This window comes from Candidatus Thiodiazotropha sp. AKAK3, from assembly GCF_058244645.1.
The window spans coordinates 26556-42441 of sequence record NZ_JBSYOQ010000026.1 but is presented as its reverse complement, the minus strand read 5'-3'; the positions used below and the strand labels follow the sequence as shown (position 1 = coordinate 42441).

15 protein-coding genes are annotated in these 15886 nt (G+C 48.3%); 9 read left to right on the top strand and 6 right to left on the bottom strand.

Annotated elements, in window-relative coordinates:
- The first annotated feature begins 403 nt into the window (after positions 1-403).
- Complete coding sequence (uvrA, locus tag AC4IE7_RS04710; RefSeq protein WP_490775655.1) at positions 404-3223, top strand: excinuclease ABC subunit UvrA; 2820 nt, start codon at positions 404-406, stop codon at positions 3221-3223.
- Here the strand turns inward: uvrA and AC4IE7_RS04705 are convergent.
- Entirely contained in the window at positions 3213-3665 is a 453-nt protein-coding gene (locus AC4IE7_RS04705) for a right-handed parallel beta-helix repeat-containing protein (RefSeq protein ID WP_490775654.1), read from the bottom strand. The two genes, uvrA and AC4IE7_RS04705, sit on opposite strands and share 11 nt — an antisense overlap.
- Before the next feature lie 151 nt (positions 3666-3816).
- Between AC4IE7_RS04705 and AC4IE7_RS04700 the strand changes: the two genes are divergently transcribed.
- The 6 genes from AC4IE7_RS04700 to AC4IE7_RS04675 all read left to right on the top strand — a co-directional run bounded on the left by AC4IE7_RS04700 (position 3817) and on the right by AC4IE7_RS04675 (position 10312).
- On the top strand, positions 3817-4065 hold the full coding sequence (locus AC4IE7_RS04700) for a GlsB/YeaQ/YmgE family stress response membrane protein (protein ID WP_490775653.1): 249 nt from the start codon (positions 3817-3819) through the stop codon (positions 4063-4065).
- A 717-nt stretch (positions 4066-4782) separates the two neighbouring features.
- The gene (locus tag AC4IE7_RS04695) at positions 4783-6975 is read left to right on the top strand and encodes a type VI secretion system Vgr family protein (protein WP_490775652.1); all 2193 of its coding nucleotides are present in this window, start codon (positions 4783-4785) and stop codon (positions 6973-6975) included.
- Positions 6976-7053: 78 nt separating this feature from the next.
- The gene (locus AC4IE7_RS04690) at positions 7054-8082 is read left to right on the top strand and encodes a PAAR domain-containing protein (RefSeq protein ID WP_490775651.1); all 1029 of its coding nucleotides are present in this window, start codon (positions 7054-7056) and stop codon (positions 8080-8082) included.
- 78 nt (positions 8083-8160) lie between these two features.
- The gene (locus tag AC4IE7_RS04685; protein ID WP_490775650.1) at positions 8161-8673 is read left to right on the top strand and encodes a hypothetical protein; all 513 of its coding nucleotides are present in this window, start codon (positions 8161-8163) and stop codon (positions 8671-8673) included.
- Positions 8674-8697: 24 nt separating this feature from the next.
- The gene (locus AC4IE7_RS04680; protein WP_490775649.1) at positions 8698-9201 is read left to right on the top strand and encodes a hypothetical protein; all 504 of its coding nucleotides are present in this window, start codon (positions 8698-8700) and stop codon (positions 9199-9201) included.
- Positions 9202-9286: 85 nt separating this feature from the next.
- Positions 9287-10312 carry a DUF2169 family type VI secretion system accessory protein gene (locus AC4IE7_RS04675; protein ID WP_490775648.1) on the top strand — a complete coding sequence of 342 codons (1026 nt, stop codon included), beginning with the start codon at positions 9287-9289 and terminating at the stop codon, positions 10310-10312.
- 15 nt (positions 10313-10327) lie between these two features.
- Here the strand turns inward: AC4IE7_RS04675 and gorA are convergent, their stop codons facing one another.
- Together gorA and AC4IE7_RS04665 are read right to left on the bottom strand one after the other, a co-directional pair.
- Positions 10328-11737 carry a glutathione-disulfide reductase gene (gene gorA, locus AC4IE7_RS04670; RefSeq protein WP_490775647.1) on the bottom strand — a complete coding sequence of 470 codons (1410 nt, stop codon included), beginning with the start codon at positions 11735-11737 and terminating at the stop codon, positions 10328-10330.
- A gap of 107 nt (positions 11738-11844) precedes the next feature.
- Positions 11845-12597 carry a glutathione peroxidase gene (locus tag AC4IE7_RS04665; RefSeq protein ID WP_490775702.1) on the bottom strand — a complete coding sequence of 251 codons (753 nt, stop codon included), beginning with the start codon at positions 12595-12597 and terminating at the stop codon, positions 11845-11847.
- A 320-nt stretch (positions 12598-12917) separates the two neighbouring features.
- Between AC4IE7_RS04665 and AC4IE7_RS04660 the strand changes: the two genes are divergently transcribed.
- Both AC4IE7_RS04660 and AC4IE7_RS04655 read left to right on the top strand, forming a co-directional pair.
- Positions 12918-13286 carry a YajD family HNH nuclease gene (locus AC4IE7_RS04660; protein WP_490775646.1) on the top strand — a complete coding sequence of 123 codons (369 nt, stop codon included), beginning with the start codon at positions 12918-12920 and terminating at the stop codon, positions 13284-13286.
- 3 nt (positions 13287-13289) lie between these two features.
- Positions 13290-13544 carry a DUF2164 domain-containing protein gene (locus tag AC4IE7_RS04655; RefSeq protein ID WP_490775645.1) on the top strand — a complete coding sequence of 85 codons (255 nt, stop codon included), beginning with the start codon at positions 13290-13292 and terminating at the stop codon, positions 13542-13544.
- Between the two features lie 628 nt (positions 13545-14172).
- Here the strand turns inward: AC4IE7_RS04655 and AC4IE7_RS04650 are convergent.
- From AC4IE7_RS04650 to AC4IE7_RS04640, 3 genes are read right to left on the bottom strand one after another with little or no spacing between them, the layout of a single operon-like run.
- Positions 14173-14808, bottom strand: a complete 636-nt coding sequence (locus tag AC4IE7_RS04650; RefSeq protein ID WP_490775644.1) for a tetratricopeptide repeat protein — start codon at positions 14806-14808, stop codon at positions 14173-14175.
- Positions 14805-15611 (bottom strand): SDR family oxidoreductase, encoded by an 807-nt coding sequence (locus AC4IE7_RS04645; protein WP_490775643.1) that lies wholly within the window; start codon positions 15609-15611, stop codon positions 14805-14807. The genes AC4IE7_RS04650 and AC4IE7_RS04645 overlap by 4 nt, the downstream gene beginning before the upstream one ends.
- Before the next feature lies 1 nt (position 15612).
- Positions 15613-15876, bottom strand: a complete 264-nt coding sequence (locus tag AC4IE7_RS04640) for a hypothetical protein (RefSeq protein WP_490775642.1) — start codon at positions 15874-15876, stop codon at positions 15613-15615.
- Positions 15877-15886: the final 10 nt, after the last annotated feature.

The following is a 15886-nucleotide window of genomic DNA, read 5'->3' as shown; positions in this document are numbered from 1 at the left end:
CTCAAGTCGTGGCATTCAAATTTCCCTCATCCACATGTTCTATGTTTGAGTGTGAGGCATTTAACCAGCCCCCGTTATTCCGGTACCCTCGGGAATGACGGGGCCAGTAGAGCCAAAGGGTACGGTCCTGCCGCACCACAAGGGCGTGAATTCCTAAGAAATCCCGGTTGTTCTTCTCGTAATCACCAGTGTAAGTTGATGTAAGCTGGCTGTTAATCTGCTCATCAGGTGGTTTTCGTCTCAGTTGGGCAGTGTGCGGCAGATAGCACCCTACATTTCACACGTAAAGCCAGCCTCCATCTTGGTTGTCTTTCCAATCTCTCAGGCGTTTTATCAGTTATTCGAAAGATCGCGTATAGTATTGGGTTGGCTCATCTCAAAGCAGTTCAACCACAATAAGATTATGGACACCATCAGCATACGCGGCGCCCGCACCCACAACCTGCAAAATATCGACCTGGATCTACCGCGTGATAAATTGATTGTGTTCACCGGTCTTTCCGGTTCCGGCAAGTCTTCACTGGCCTTTGACACCATCTACGCAGAGGGTCAACGACGTTATGTTGAATCACTCTCTGCTTATGCCAGACAGTTTCTCTCTTTGATGGAGAAACCGGATGTGGACCACATTGAAGGACTCTCCCCGGCCATCTCCATCGAACAGAAGACCACGTCTCACAACCCCCGCTCCACAGTCGGGACAATAACTGAGATTTACGACTATCTGCGTCTGCTGTTCGCCAGGGTTGGTAACCCACGCTGCCCTGAGCATGACACTACCCTGGAAGCGCAAAGCATCAGCCAGATGGTCGACCAGGTAATGGCACTACCGGAAGGAGAGCGGATGATGTTGCTGGCCCCGGTCATACAGGAGCGCAAGGGCGAGCACCACAAACTACTGCAGGAGCTGCATGCTCAGGGATTTATCCGCGCCAGAATCGATGGCGAGGTGTATGAACTCGATGATGCTCCTACCCTGGAACTGCACAAAAAACACACTATTGAAGTGGTGGTGGATCGCTTCAAGGTCCGTGAGGATCTATCAACCCGTCTGGCAGAGTCCTTTGAGACTGCCCTCAATCTGGCAGATGGACTGGTACGGGTAGCCTGGATGGATGGCAGTCAATCTGAATTGGTCTTCTCCTCACGTTTCGCCTGCCCTCACTGTGGCTATAGCCTTTCTGAATTGGAGCCGAGGCTATTCTCTTTCAATAACCCAGTCGGCGCCTGTTCAACCTGCGATGGCCTGGGTATTGAACAATTCTTCGATCCTGAAAAGGTGGTTGCTCACCCTGAACTCTCTCTGGCGGGAGGCTCGGTAAGAAGCTGGGATCGACGGAATGCCTACTATTTCCAGATGATTAAATCATTGGGTCGACATCTGAAGTTCGATCCGGAAACCCCTTGGAACAAACTCACCAAGCGGGTGCAAAAAATCATCCTGCAAGGCAGCGGCAGTGAATCAATCGAATTCAGCTACCACAACGAAAGGGGCCGCTCAGTCAAGAAGAGCCATCCTTTCGAAGGCATCATTCCGAATATGCAGCGCCGCTATCGGGAGACAGATTCCAATGCTGTACGGGAAGAGCTGTCACGCTACATATCCAGCCAATCCTGTCCCGATTGTAAGGGCACCCGGCTCAACCAGGCGGCACGCCACGTATTTATCAATACACATACTTTGCCGGAACTCACGAAGATGCCCATAGGGCAGGTAAAGAAGAGCTTTAAGGCCCTTAAATTACAAGGCAAACGTGGCAAGATCGCCGCTAAAATTCTGAAAGAGATCGACCAACGACTCCATTTTCTGGTCAATGTGGGACTCGACTACCTGACCCTGGATCGCAGCGCTGAAACCCTTTCCGGTGGTGAAGCCCAGAGGATTCGCCTCGCCAGCCAGATCGGTGCAGGGCTGGTCGGTGTCATGTATGTGCTCGATGAACCCTCCATAGGTCTGCACCAAAGGGATAATCAACGCCTGCTGGACACCCTGATCTACCTTAGGGATCTGGGCAACACAGTGATTGTTGTGGAACATGACGAAGAGGCCATTCGTAGTGCCGATCATGTGGTGGATATTGGCCCAGGTGCAGGGGTACACGGCGGAAAAATCATCGCCCAGGGTACGGCTGAACAGATCTCAAAAAGTAAGGGTTCACTTACTGGTGAGTACCTGAGTGGCAAACGTTGTATAGAGACCCCTGAACGAACCACTGAGAGCGACCAACGCACACTTGAACTGTTAGGCGCTACTGGCAACAATCTTAAATCTGTGGATCTGGTGATCCCGGTTGGGAGTTTTTGCTGTATCACCGGGGTTTCCGGCTCTGGAAAATCGACCCTGATCAACGACACTCTCTATCCGATTTGCGCCGCAACACTGAATAAAGCCAACACCACCCCTGCCCCCTACAATGAAGTTGCAGGGCTGGAACATTATGACAAGGTCGTGGATATCGATCAGAGCCCGATCGGCCGAACACCAAGATCCAACCCAGCGACCTACACTGGCCTCTTTACCCCGATAAGAGAACTCTTTTCCGGCACTCATGAAGCACGCTCCAGAGGCTATACACCTGGACGTTTCAGCTTCAATGTCAAAGGGGGACGATGTGAATCCTGCAGTGGCGATGGTGTGATCAAGGTGGAGATGCATTTTCTGCCGGATATCTATGTCCAGTGCGATGTCTGCAAGGGTAAACGCTATAACCGTGAGACCCTCGAGATTCACTATAAAGGCAAAACCATAGACGAAGTTCTGAGCATGACCGTTGAAGAGGCATTACCCTTTTTCGATGCGGTACCCGCCATCAAACGAAAACTTCAGACCTTGATGGATGTCGGCCTCTCCTATATCTCCCTGGGGCAGAATGCCACTACCCTTTCAGGAGGCGAAGCACAACGGGTCAAACTCTCTCGCGAGTTGTCCAAGAGGGACACAGGCAACACCCTATATATTCTTGATGAACCCACCACCGGACTCCACTTTCATGACGTGAGCCATCTGCTGGAAGTGCTACACAGACTGCGAAATCATGGCAACACAGTGGTAGTCATCGAACATAATCTGGATGTCATCAAAACTGCCGACTGGGTTATCGATCTTGGACCTGAAGGGGGCGATAAGGGCGGAGAAATTATTGCTCAAGGCACGCCTGAACAACTGTCAAAAGTGCGCAAATCCTACACCGGGAAATTTCTCAAAAAGTTACTCAGCAGTTGAGCAATGGAAGCAACTCAAGGTGTTTCGTAAGCCCCCAGCAACCTGCAGACGGGTTGCTCTCTTCGATCAGGTTGTTTTCGATCAGCAGCTTGGTGCTATTGTCGTCATGGGCAATCAGTCCGGCACCAACACAGTGCCCATTGGTATCCACAGCAGAATCACTGAGCCAGTTGCCGCAAACAATACTGTCACGCCTCATTTGACTCAGATAGACATTGTGTAGAAACATGCTGGCATTGAGCCAGCCATTATTATGAAAGCGGTTGCGCTCGACTAAGGTACGATTGGTACCCCCCAGCCAACCCATACCCCCATTATCATGCATATAAGAGTCACTGAGGGTGACGTCTCCGCTCTCTAATCCATTGCTGTTGAGATGGACACCAATCCCGAATCCATCCACCTCTACTAATTGCTGAAGCTGTAAATATTGAATATTCACAATAGTTAGCAATTGCCATCTGTAGTTATTCAGTTTGCTTGGTAAACTCTACGCAATTGACCTTCATGAAAGACAAATCATTACACTAGCCAGATCTATTTCATAAGTAACTGATTTTCCATACACTCAATATTCAATTCAGGAGACCATCATGGATTTAACTTCATTACTAATATTTATAGCGATCGGTGCTGTAGCTGGTTGGTTGGCTGGCACCCTGATGAAGGGTGGTGGTTTCGGCCTGCTTGGCAATATTGTAGTTGGTGTTATTGGCGCATTTATTGGCGGCTGGGTGTTTGGTCTCCTTGGACTCTCTATCAACGGATTAATCGGATCGTTGATTACTGCTGTTGCAGGTGCAGCAATCTTACTGTTTGTTGTGGGACTCATTAAAAAATAAAGATCTTCCAAAGATCTTTATGGGGAGAGAAACTCCCCTCTCCCCACGCGGGAGAGGGGGAGAATGAACACCCTACTTCCCCTAACAATCAGCAAGATAAATATGAACGATCAATGCGGTTTTATCTTTCAACCAGATGAAACGCTTCGCGTACACCCTCTCCCCAACCCCTCTCCCGTAAAGGGAGAGGAGCTTTCAGAGTTGTTCTGAGAAGGTTGAAAGTTAATGAGACAGCAGCGGTCTCTTATATAAAAAATAGTCCTCATCAAATCAGCTTGGCTAGTAATGCTGCCAGCATATCAATCGCTACTATCCTCTATCTATTCTTCTTGATGGCTTTTTAGCTGAATAGCACACTCCCTGGATGCAGTCATACATGATTTCGCATGTCGTTTTGTGGTCTGGGACATAAAAAAGCATTACAGAGCAGAGGAGGGAATGAAAAGCACACGAAACAGCCTCCAGACAATCGGACAAACATCACTCAGATGGCTCTATTTGACAGCAAGATATCTACCACTGCCATGCTCAGAAATGCCCAAAAATTGAGCTTTGGGTGAAATCAGCACACAAGGATTGTGTAAAAGTACCTACAGAACTACATATAGCGACGTTATTCTGCTACATATACAGATGTACACCACGCTGTTTAATCAAAAAAAACTCAAATAGTGAAGAGACGGCAAATATAATAATTTCATCAAAAAGGAACCTGGGATGTCATTCACACAAAGCAATAGACAACTAAAAATCAAAACCCCACTAGGTCCTGATGAACTCCTGATTTTGAGCATGGAGGGCAGCGAAGAACTGGGCCGTTTATTTGAATTCACAATTGACCTGCTAAGTGACAACGAGGCTATCTCTCACTATGACTTGCTAGGCAAAAAAATGACTGTCGAAATGGACATGGTGAACACCACTAAACGTTATTTCGATGGTTACGTAAGTGACTTCGCACAGGTGGGTCACCTCGCCTTTTTTGCCCACTACCGGGTTACGCTTCGCCCCTGGTTCTGGCTTATGACCCAGACCTCTGACTGTCGTATATTTCAGAACAAGAAGGTACCTGACATCATCAAAGATGTCTTCAGAGACAATGGCTTCACCGACTTTGAAGAGCGCCTGAGTGGAAGCTACAGAGAGTGGGAATATTGCGTACAGTACCGGGAAACTGACTTTAATTTTGTCAGCAGGCTGTTGGAGCAGGAGGGAATCTACTACTTCTTTAAGCATACCGCAGGCAAGCACATACTTGTCTTATGTGATGATTATGCCTCTCATAACACACTGGAAGCCTATGCTGAAATACCCTATGTTCCCCCCACAGAAACTGGGGCAAGCCGCTGGCAGGATTATATCCACAGCTGGACATTTCGCCGATCCATACGTCCCGGAAACTTTGCCCATACCGACTACGATTTCAAGAAACCTAAGTCAGACGTCTCATCGAATGCGTTGATACCAAGAGGGCACCCTTACTCTGACTATGAGGTCTTCGACTATCCAGGGGAATATGTAGCATCTTCAGAGGGCGAACGCTATGCCAAACATCGGATAGAGGAGTTACAGGCAAAACATGAGGTATTGGAGGGTAAAGCGAATACTCGGGGCTTAACCACCGGTGGTCTGTTCACCATGACAGAACATCCACGGGGTGACCAGAATAAGGAGTATATGGTCACCAGCGCTTACTATTCACTGCAGTCCGATGCCTTCGAGTCAGTACCAGAGATCGCCCAAGGGCCGCTCTATTCCTGTGAATTCACCTGCATGGATCCTAAGACGACCTTTCGCACATCACGTATCACATCAAAACCTATTGTACAGGGCCCTCAGACAGCAGTTGTGGTTGGCCAGGCAGGTGAAGAGATCGATACCGATGAATATGGACGGGTAAAACTGCAGTTTCACTGGGATCGATATGGTAACAGGGATGAGAACAGCTCCTGCTGGGTTCGTGTGGCACAGGTCTGGGCCGGCAAAAACTGGGGCGCAATGCATATCCCCCGTATTGGCCAGGAGGTTATCGTCGATTTCCTCGAGGGAGATCCCGACCGTCCAATCGTCACTGGCCGGGTCTATAACGCTGACCAGATGCCACCCTATGAGTTACCTGCCAACAAAACCCAAAGCGGCATCAAGAGCCGCAGCACGAAGGGAGGCAACAGCAATAACTTCAATGAGATCCGCTTTGAAGATAAAAAAGGCTCTGAGGAGCTCTACATACATGCAGAAAAGAACCATACCAATGTAACAGAAAGCAGTCGTAGCGAGCGGGTTGGTTATAACCGATCCCTGACAGTCGGTCACGACAAGAGTGAACAGGTTAATAACGATAAAACTATCACTATCGCAAAGAATCACAACGAAACCATCGGTCTTAACATGAGCCAGGTGGTTAGTGTGGACAAGAAAGAGACTGTCGGTTCCAATAAATCCACAGTGGTTGGCATCAACCGTTCGGAGACCGTGGGCGCCGCCAAAGAACTGACCATTGGCGGCCTCTATCAGGTCTCAGTTGGTGGTGCAATGAATGAGACCGTGGCAGGCGCAAAAGCTGAGGAGGTCGGTGGCGTCAAACTTGAAACCGTAGCAGGTGATAAGAAGTCCATAGTAGGCGGTGATAGCGGCAACAGTGTTGGTGGCGACCTGTCAGAGGAGGTAGACGGTGAGAAAAAATCCCAGATCAATGGTAACTACACTATCGATACGAATGCTGAGTATAAATTGGAAGCTGCCTCAAAAATCGAATTAAAAACAGGTGCTTCATCCATCAGCATGGATTCGAGTGGAAAGATCGAGGTATCAGGAACTGACGTGACCTTTAAAACAGCCGCAGGCAAAGTACATATTGATGCAGGTGGCATCATCACCATCAAAGGCACCATGGTCAAAATCAACACCTGAATAAGATAACTGACTACTCAGATTGACAAGTGTTAACAGGCCCTAGTATGGATAACCAAACAACAGAGGATATAAGCAATGAGCGGTAAACCTGCAGCCCGCGTCGGTGATACGATTCTCTGCATTCTGCCTCAGATCCTACCGGCAGTACCGCCACCGCCCCATGCGCCCCCCCCCGGCCTTCCCATTATTCCACCAGGTGCGCCCACGGTATTAATTGGGGGACAACCTGCCGCAAGGATGGGCGACTATAGCCTCTGTATCACCCCGGTTCCTGTTCCAAATCCAATTGTTCGCGGCGCATTTCCCGTGCCGATCATGAATATGCCCGCCGCCAGGATGAGTGACTCAGGCACCCATCCTGGATCGATCATCATGCCACCATGCTGTCCGACAGTACTGATCGGCCTGTCAGGCGTTACCGGTAATCCAAGACTTGGCAATCAGGCCTGTCAAAATATGGCGGCAGGGAGAAATCCTCCTCCGGGCTCCACCACTGCCAGCGGAAATCCAATCAGCCCAAACTCTGCCGGACAGAGCTATAACAACTGCGGCGTCGAGTCTTCCAGACAGATTGTACAACTGGCCACTGGTGCAAATCCCGGACAGGAAGCGATGCTAAACACTGCCATCGCAAATAGTAACGCCTCCCAACCCGCCATTGGCAGCGCAGGAAGTGGTGGACCGGTAACAGCACAAAATCAGGCTTTTTACAGTGGTGGCACTACATCAGGGCAGCAAGTTTCAATACTCGGTAATAATGGTGTTCCATCAAGCAGAATTGCCCCTACCTCAAGCGGCCTCCAGCTAGGGCAATTTGAAACAGCGCTATCCCAGGGTAGAGGCGTTATTGCCAATGGTGATGTTGCCGGTCTGCCAGGCTGGGGAACTCAAACAGGTGCTCATGCCGTGTTGGTCACCGGTTATGAATATGACGATGATGGCAACATCACACACGTTATCTACAACGATACAGGCATTGGAGTCTGTAACCAGAGGGCTACAGCAGCCCAATTTCAAAATTTTCTGACAACTGGTGCAAATAATGCGGTTGCAAATGGCTTTGCTATGAGTGGCGCATCTGTCACCAATAATCCGATATTTTGAACAATCATGAGTAGAAAACTATTTTGGCATATCAATATACTTTTTTTGATTTGCGTTAACACGACAGGGGTATTCGCCATGTCCATGAAAGACGCGGTGCAGCAGATAGGTCAGCACGCGAACATGATGCCACTAGAACGCGGTATCACTCTGCCAATGATAAAGGCAGAAGGTAACAGAATTATTGTAACGCGCCTGATCTACTTCACCCGCACCACACCGGAATCAGGGACAGCGATAACAGATCCTCAGTATATTGCTACGTATGACCTGTCCAACGCTCGATTCATTACACTTAAGCGGTTTGAAATGGAGGTTCCGAATCTGCAACCGCCTCCATGGATACACAACCGCCCCTCATTTGAGAATCCAAATGAGATCATTCCTGAATTTGAACGCATCTGGACACTATATGACATCCTGATCCCGGAATACATCAGAGGGAGTATGAATGTCAGCAGTGAAATCAAGCAGGCAGCCAAAGCCTATGTCGGTTATTTCGAGCGACATGCTGAAAAGCCACTCATGCCCTACTACGAACTATTCAGCGGCGAGTTTTTACGCTGGATTGGTCAAATTGCCAACTCTTAAATTGACCGAAGAGGTATCTATCTAATGTCTGATCAGCAATACACTTCGGTCACAACAGCATCGGCAAGAAATCTGATTTCACCATCACTACAGTTCACCAGCTATATGAGTTTACCGATGCCGGTAATCGGCAACAACAGATTATTTTTAGCCTTTCTTGTTGGTAGAGGAGAGGCACTGAATCCTGAGCTTGGTTACCAAATCTGGCCACCGAGCTTACTGGCTCTGTTCGAAACAGAACGTGGTCAGCTTCACGAGTTACGCACCATAACACCAAACTATTTTTCGATTGATCACCCCCCCGATCACCCCATGGGCAAAGGGGTGTCACCACCGGAGAAATCCACTACAGAGTACTTGCAAAACGAACTCCATCTTTTTCAGAGTTGCGATACTCTGCTTATTGCGATAGCTGGCAAACATACCCATCAGGATGAACTACATCGGTTTGACGAGTTATACAAATCCCTTACTGAAGAGGCTTTGTTGCCCTATTGTCAGCGATTGCGATTATCAAAGGTGGAGTAAACACAGATTTAGCACCGAATCATGATAAAGCCATTCTCAATAAATTATTAGGCCATTTCATTGATATTGTAATCTTGGTAGAACAGTGGAAATAATCAGCTCAACACAATTTCAAACCGGTTATACCTTATGCCATGTACACGATGGTCATGAACTTTTGGTAATCATTACGAAGGGCACATTTAATATACCTAAACAGGGAGAGTTCGCTGAGTTAACTGAGAAGCAAAAACCCTTGGTCATTGCTGATCTCTATTCTGGTGAACCTGGCTATTCGTCACCTTTATATGAGCTGGATTATGCCCCTTTCAAACGACATTGCGATGTTCTCTTGCTAGGCAGTGCCTACGCACCAGGAGGAATACCTGTAACCAACGTCGACGTCAATCTCAAACTGAGTACTTTAAATAAATCGTTCAGAGTCACCGGAAGCCGAAATTGGGAAGCGGGCAAATTTGCAATCAGACCTGGCTATCCTGCCATTTTCGACAAAATGCCAATCAGCTACGACCAGGCTTTCGGTGGCATCGACAACCATCATAAAAACATAAACAAACACAGCGCATTCATGAAAAACCCAGTTGGCAGAGGCTACCATCTGCAGTTGAACAAATCGTTCATTGATGGTTCACCAATGCCATCTACCGAACAGTTGAATCAACCCGTGACCATACCAAACGGTCAATATATACCGATGTCATTCGGCCCAGTGGGAAGATACTGGACTCCCCGGCTGGCACTGGCAGGAACCTACGACGAGGCGTGGGTAAATAACAAATACCCATTACCACCTGCAGACTTCGATACAGCCTATTTTCAGGCCGCACCTGTTGATCAACAGATCCCCTATCCACAAGGGGGCGAAACTGTTTTTTTGCAAAACCTGACACCTCAAGGCGAGACCATTTTTAACTTACCTGAAATTGAAATGCCTGTGACTTTCTTTTATAAAGGCGGCAAACAGGTTAAAAAGAGTGCCTTCATTGATACCATCACTTTGGAACCAGATGAAAGCCTGTTTACTATGACATGGCGAACCTATATACCGCTCACTGACTCTATCCTTGAAATACCTCAGGTGGAGATAGGCGATCAAGCCCATCTCCATTGATGTTAGAAAGAGTTTTTACTGACACATCTGCTCGTTCCTTTCCGAATCGATATTTTGCTGATCAGCAGGATCTGGATCGGATACCTTCATCGTCACCAACTCTTCAGAACTGACTGGATGTATGGCAATGGTATTATCTAAATCGGCCTTAGTGGCTCCCATCTTAACTGCCACTGCAAATCCCTGAAGCATCTCATCCACATTGTCACCAATCAGGTGAATACCAACCACTCGTTCTTCTTCACCAACACATATCAACTTCATTGCTGTAGTCACACCATGAGATGAGAGAGCCTGTCGCATAGGTGTGAATTGAGTTTGATAAACGCGAACCTGCTGGTGCTGCTCTCGAGCCTGAGGTTCAGTCAAGCCTACCGTAGCAACCGGAGGATGAGAGAAAACCACACTAGGGATGTTATCGTAATCCACTCTGCTATTGATTTGATTATTGAACAACCGATCAGCCAAGCGTCTTCCGGCAGCTATCGCAACCGGAGTCAATGGTGTACGACCTGTGATATCGCCTATGGCATAGATGCCTGGTACGTTTGTGTTCTGATACTCGTCGGTCGGTATGATACCGTTGCCCTGTTTTTCAATGCCCGCCATCTCCAGGCCCAGTGATGAGGTGTTAGGTGAACGACCTACCGCCCAGATCACTGTATCGAATCCTTCAACACGTTCACCTTCACTTCCATTCAGGGCAATGCCTGCATCGGTTTTTTCCAACCCATTAACCTGAAACGAGAGCTTTTGTATAACACCCTGCTTCTCCATCTCACCCATCAACACTCTGCTGACCATTGGATCAAAAACCTCAAGCAACCGCTCCTCCAATGCAACTATCGTTACTTCAGACCCCAATGCAGACAACATACCTGCCAGCTCTACACCGATATATCCACCGCCTATCACGGCCACTTTTTCCGGCTGCTCACTTAGGGCGAAAAAACCATCTGAGGTAATCCCCAATTCAGCACCCGTTACGCGAGGTACAATTGGTTCACCGCCCGTTGCAACCACAATATGATCTGCTGCATATATCTCACCGTTCACTTCAACTTCACCAGGACCAACGAATCTGGCATATCCATCAATGTGGGTAACACCAAGTTGATCAACGTAACCATCCCAGTAACGGTTGATATTTTCGATGTAGGCGTTACGACCATCAACCAAGCTGGCCCAATCGGTTTTACCACGAGAGGCGGGCACGCCGAACCCGCTCGCATCATCAACAGCATGAGCCAGCTGAGCCGCATACCACATAACCTTTTTCGGTACACAGCCACTATTCACACAGGTACCTCCCATCTTTGAGGGTTCCACTACAGCAACTCTGCGCCCAAGCTGAGCAGCCCTTTCGGCTACCGCCAAGCCACCACTACCACCCCCAATTGAGATCAAATCGAAATGTCTGTTCATGATGATTCCTAATTATACTACCGCGTCGAACTACCCTGATTTCAGCTGTCGCGACTTGTCTTGGATAGAATTACCCTCTCCAGGCAGGAGAGGGTCTATTGAATGACTTAAGCCGCACTTCTGCTCTGCTCAGAAAGATACTGCTCAAGATTGTCTGCGCCACCAACGCGCTCACCATTGATAAAGATCTGAGGCACCATTGAAACCCCGGCAACAGCACGTAGACTGCTCTCGCTGTAGTCCCTGTTCAACACCAACTCTTCAAACTCAATGCCGGCATCTCTCAACATCCCTTTAGCGCGCACACAGAAAGGACAGCCTTCGCGGGTAAAAACGGTAACATCCAGAGGCTTAGGCTGCTGAGGCGCAATATAGGCCAGCATAGTATCGGCATCAGAGACTTCAAAAGGGTCTCCTGGAACATCTGGCTCGATGAACATCTTTTCGATAACCCCATCCTTCACCAGCATGGAGTAACGCCAGGAGCGATCACCAAAACCGAGATCCTCTTTTGAAACCAACATCTCCATACCACGGGTAAAGTCTCCATTGCCGTCAGGCAGGAATGTAATCCGGTCGGCCTTCTGTTCCAGTTGCCACTCATTCATTACAAAGGCATCATTTACAGCGATACAGATCACCTCATCAACACCCTGACTCTTTAAGACCGGGGTTAGTTGGTTATAGCGAGGTACATGGGTAGATGAGCAGGTTGGCGTAAATGCACCAGGCAGTGCAAACACCACTACGGTCTTACCTTTAAATATCTCGTCACTGGTGACATCAACCCACTCATGCTCTCGGCGGGTACGGAAGGTGACATTAGGTACGGTCTGATTTTCACGATTGGTTAACATTATTATCTCCTAAGTTTTTAAAGAGTCTGTAAACTTGGAGGGAACTCTACGCCAACCCTTTTAATTGGTATATTCGTTAATTATGATTGTATTTATTGATTTCTCCTATCAATAAATACAATCAAGAGAAAGGGCTACCCGTAGGGTGCAGCCCTGCCGCACCATGACTGGCAAACGGTAACAGAGGGATTGAGATCCCCACTCAGTCAAATGCAGGCCTTTAGACGAAACTTAATATGGTTTAGGCTTTACTATTAACCTGGCAATTAAATAGGCCATCTTCGGCCTGTCCTTTTAATATCAGAATGTTAGGGGCCATCACCATGACATCGGAAAGCTCTTCAGACAAACTCGATCGCATCGTTGCTGAGGCTCACCGCAACCGGGAGCAGCGAGAAAAGGGGTACCGAGAGCGAGCATTGAAAATGTACCCCTGGGTTTGTGGACGCTGCGCGCGGGAGTTCAGCCGCGAAAATCTCCGTGAACTGACCGTGCACCATCGCGACCACAATCACGACAACAATCCAGCGGATGGCAGCAACTGGGAGTTACTGTGCATCTACTGTCACGACAACGAGCACTCCCGCTACAAAGATTCAGCCTACGGTGATGCCGCAGACAGCAAGCAGACAAACACCACCACCCATAACCCATTCGCCGATCTTGCGGAGATGCTCAAGGAGAAGAAATAAGCCATGCCGATGATTGAATTTTCAAAGGACGAAAAGGAACTTATCGTACATAAGATCAAGCGCTACTTCAGCAAGGAGATGGATCAGGAGATCGGACAGTTCGATGCGGAATTTCTCTTGGATTTCTTTTCCGAAAAGATTGGCCCCTACTACTACAACCGCGGTTTGCATGATGCCCGAGCCGTGCTGGAGAGCCGGTTGGAGAACATAGACGAGGCACTTTATGAGATTGAGAAGCCGACTGAGATGGTCCGCTAACCCTGAATGGTTGAAGATTGAGAAAAATCGATCTGTAGGGGGCGGCCCTGCCGCACCACAAGCGTGTGGATTCTTCAGAAATCACGGATATCTCCCTGGCTACTATCAACGTCAGTAGAAACAAGCTCTCTGTTAACCGGCTCGTCTGTTGGTTTTCGTTTCAGTTGGACATGGTGCGGCAGGGCCGCACCCTACGAAAAAAAACCAACATTGAACAATGCACCTCTTGGCACGCCGTTTTAACACGGGCGAGCAAGGTAGCCTGGATGAAGTGAAACGGAATCCAGGAAGATTGGTGCAGTGTTCTCCCGGATTCCGTTGCACTTCATCCAGGCTACGGGCAGCAGCATTCAACGAGGAAAGTGACTCGCAGGGGGGCTCGTGCTGACTCCCGAATTAAATTGATCTGTAGGGTGAGGCCCTGCCGCACCATGTCCAACTAAAAACCAAAACCACCTAACAAGTCGGTGTAGAGACGCTGGTAATGAACAAACTATCTGGGGTTTTTAGTGAATGCTCACCCAGATGGTGCGGCAGGGCCGCACCCTACGATTCATCATGTCTTTTAGTGGGGCATGGCCCTGCCGCACCCTATTATTTGAGAGATAATTACCAGCAAATAGTCTTACTATTGCATCGCTAATTTAACCTTCTTCAATGCCTCTTCAATCTCTGCACGGCGACCGGCATCTGCAATGGGTCTGCTTTCACGGGCAGGTGCTGCCAATGCGCGCTTTAATACTTCTGCAGCTTCGTTGTACTCCCCTTCCTGCAGTAGAAAGTCACCATAAAAATAGTTCGGATCAATGCCATTTGGATTAACAGCCAATGCCTTCTTCAGATAACTTTTTGCCTTCTCATCACTGCCGAAGCCGATCGGCCATCCGGGCACCTGATAGTAGAGACTGCCAAGTGAGGTATAAACAGAACCATCCAGCACATCAGGATCGAAGGCTTCTGCCCGCTCAAGCAGTTTCTTTGCCTCCTTAACCAGTGACAGTGCACCTAAACCGCCTTTTTCTCCGGCCAGTGTCGAAACGATGATTGCTTGCCATACAATAGGCTCTGCTGCACCAGGATTATCCTTAACCAGGGTTTCCGCCTTTTCACTGAGCATTTCCAGTGCTTCGACCCGCTGATCCGCCGGCATCTGATATTTAATTTCCGCCCAGCTTTCGCTTATAGCTAATACTTCGGGTGACATTTCGGCTGCAGCATTCAGGGCACCCAGGGCAAATAGTATGAGTAAGAACAACTTTTTCATGACACACCTTCTTTCGTAAAAGCCATCATTTTATGATTCTGTTTTTTCAACGCGCCATCCACCACTCTCGGCAACAATGCATTGATACGGACAAACAAGGACTCGGGAAAACCCAGATAGACATCTTTGCTGTCTTTAACGATCGCATCCACAATCTTTGCGGCGACCCACTCTGGTTCATCCATATTCATCTTCACTGCATCAGCCATGCGATAAATTGCTGAAGAGTTAAGTTTGGTTTTAACACCCCGGGGAGCGACATAGGTAACGCCAACGCCTGTACCTTCCAACTCACGTCGTAGTGCCTCTGAAAACCCGCGCAAGCCAAACTTACTGGTTGAGTATGAAGCAAACCAGGCAAAGGCGATAGACCCGAAGGTTGAACCTACATTGACTATCTGCCCACTGCCCTGATCCATCATTCTGTTTACAACCTGCCGGGCCAACTGCATTGGTACCAGGGTATTAAGTTGAATGATACGGTTAATCATCTCCGGATCTTCTTCAGCAAAAGGCCTAAAGCTGAGCAGGCCAGCATTGTTAATTAATATATCAACACCACCCAACTCCTTTATTGACTGGTCGATTGCATTCGAACGCGCCTGAGCATCAAGCAGGTCAACCGGAAACAATAGTAATTTTGAGGATGCCCCCTCAACCTTGTCTACAACTTGCTGCAATGCTGATTCGTCTCTTCCCAACAGTGCCAACCTGGCACCTTGTGCAGCCAACTTCTGAACTACTTCAGAACCGATCCCGCCACCAGCACCGGTTATAATAATTCTTGCACCCTTAAGTTTCATCCTATTCATCCTCCTGAATATTACCATTAGAAGGAAGGGATAAAGCCAGTCGATCTTCATGGCCAGCAGCCAATTCAGACCCCTCCTGCTTGCTTTTCACAAAACGAAAATAGGTTTGATTTGAAAGAAGGAAGTGCAGACCCGCATAGATAACCCCAGTAACCATCAGAATCAATACGGTAATCATTGCCCATTCAAGCCACTCCAGAAGATAGCTTGGATCAATAAACCAGGGCATGACATTTCCGAGCATTATATTATTCATAGATGCCACC

What these genes read in the sequence shown, in the direction of transcription:
- AC4IE7_RS04650 (WP_490775644.1), bottom strand. Translation starts at nt 14,808, where the DNA reads ATGAAAAAGTTGTTCTTACTCATACTATTTGCCCTGGGTGCCCTGAAT.
- AC4IE7_RS04690 (WP_490775651.1), top strand. Translation starts at nt 7,054, where the DNA reads ATGAGCGGTAAACCTGCAGCCCGCGTCGGTGATACGATTCTCTGCATT.
- gorA (WP_490775647.1), bottom strand. Translation starts at nt 11,737, where the DNA reads ATGAACAGACATTTCGATTTGATCTCAATTGGGGGTGGTAGTGGTGGC.
- AC4IE7_RS04680 (WP_490775649.1), top strand. Translation starts at nt 8,698, where the DNA reads ATGTCTGATCAGCAATACACTTCGGTCACAACAGCATCGGCAAGAAAT.
- AC4IE7_RS04700 (WP_490775653.1), top strand. Translation starts at nt 3,817, where the DNA reads ATGGATTTAACTTCATTACTAATATTTATAGCGATCGGTGCTGTAGCT.
- AC4IE7_RS04660 (WP_490775646.1), top strand. Translation starts at nt 12,918, where the DNA reads ATGACATCGGAAAGCTCTTCAGACAAACTCGATCGCATCGTTGCTGAG.
- AC4IE7_RS04645 (WP_490775643.1), bottom strand. Translation starts at nt 15,611, where the DNA reads ATGAAACTTAAGGGTGCAAGAATTATTATAACCGGTGCTGGTGGCGGG.
- uvrA (WP_490775655.1), top strand. Translation starts at nt 404, where the DNA reads ATGGACACCATCAGCATACGCGGCGCCCGCACCCACAACCTGCAAAAT.
- AC4IE7_RS04695 (WP_490775652.1), top strand. Translation starts at nt 4,783, where the DNA reads ATGTCATTCACACAAAGCAATAGACAACTAAAAATCAAAACCCCACTA.
- AC4IE7_RS04640 (WP_490775642.1), bottom strand. Translation starts at nt 15,876, where the DNA reads ATGAATAATATAATGCTCGGAAATGTCATGCCCTGGTTTATTGATCCA.
- AC4IE7_RS04655 (WP_490775645.1), top strand. Translation starts at nt 13,290, where the DNA reads ATGCCGATGATTGAATTTTCAAAGGACGAAAAGGAACTTATCGTACAT.
- AC4IE7_RS04685 (WP_490775650.1), top strand. Translation starts at nt 8,161, where the DNA reads ATGTCCATGAAAGACGCGGTGCAGCAGATAGGTCAGCACGCGAACATG.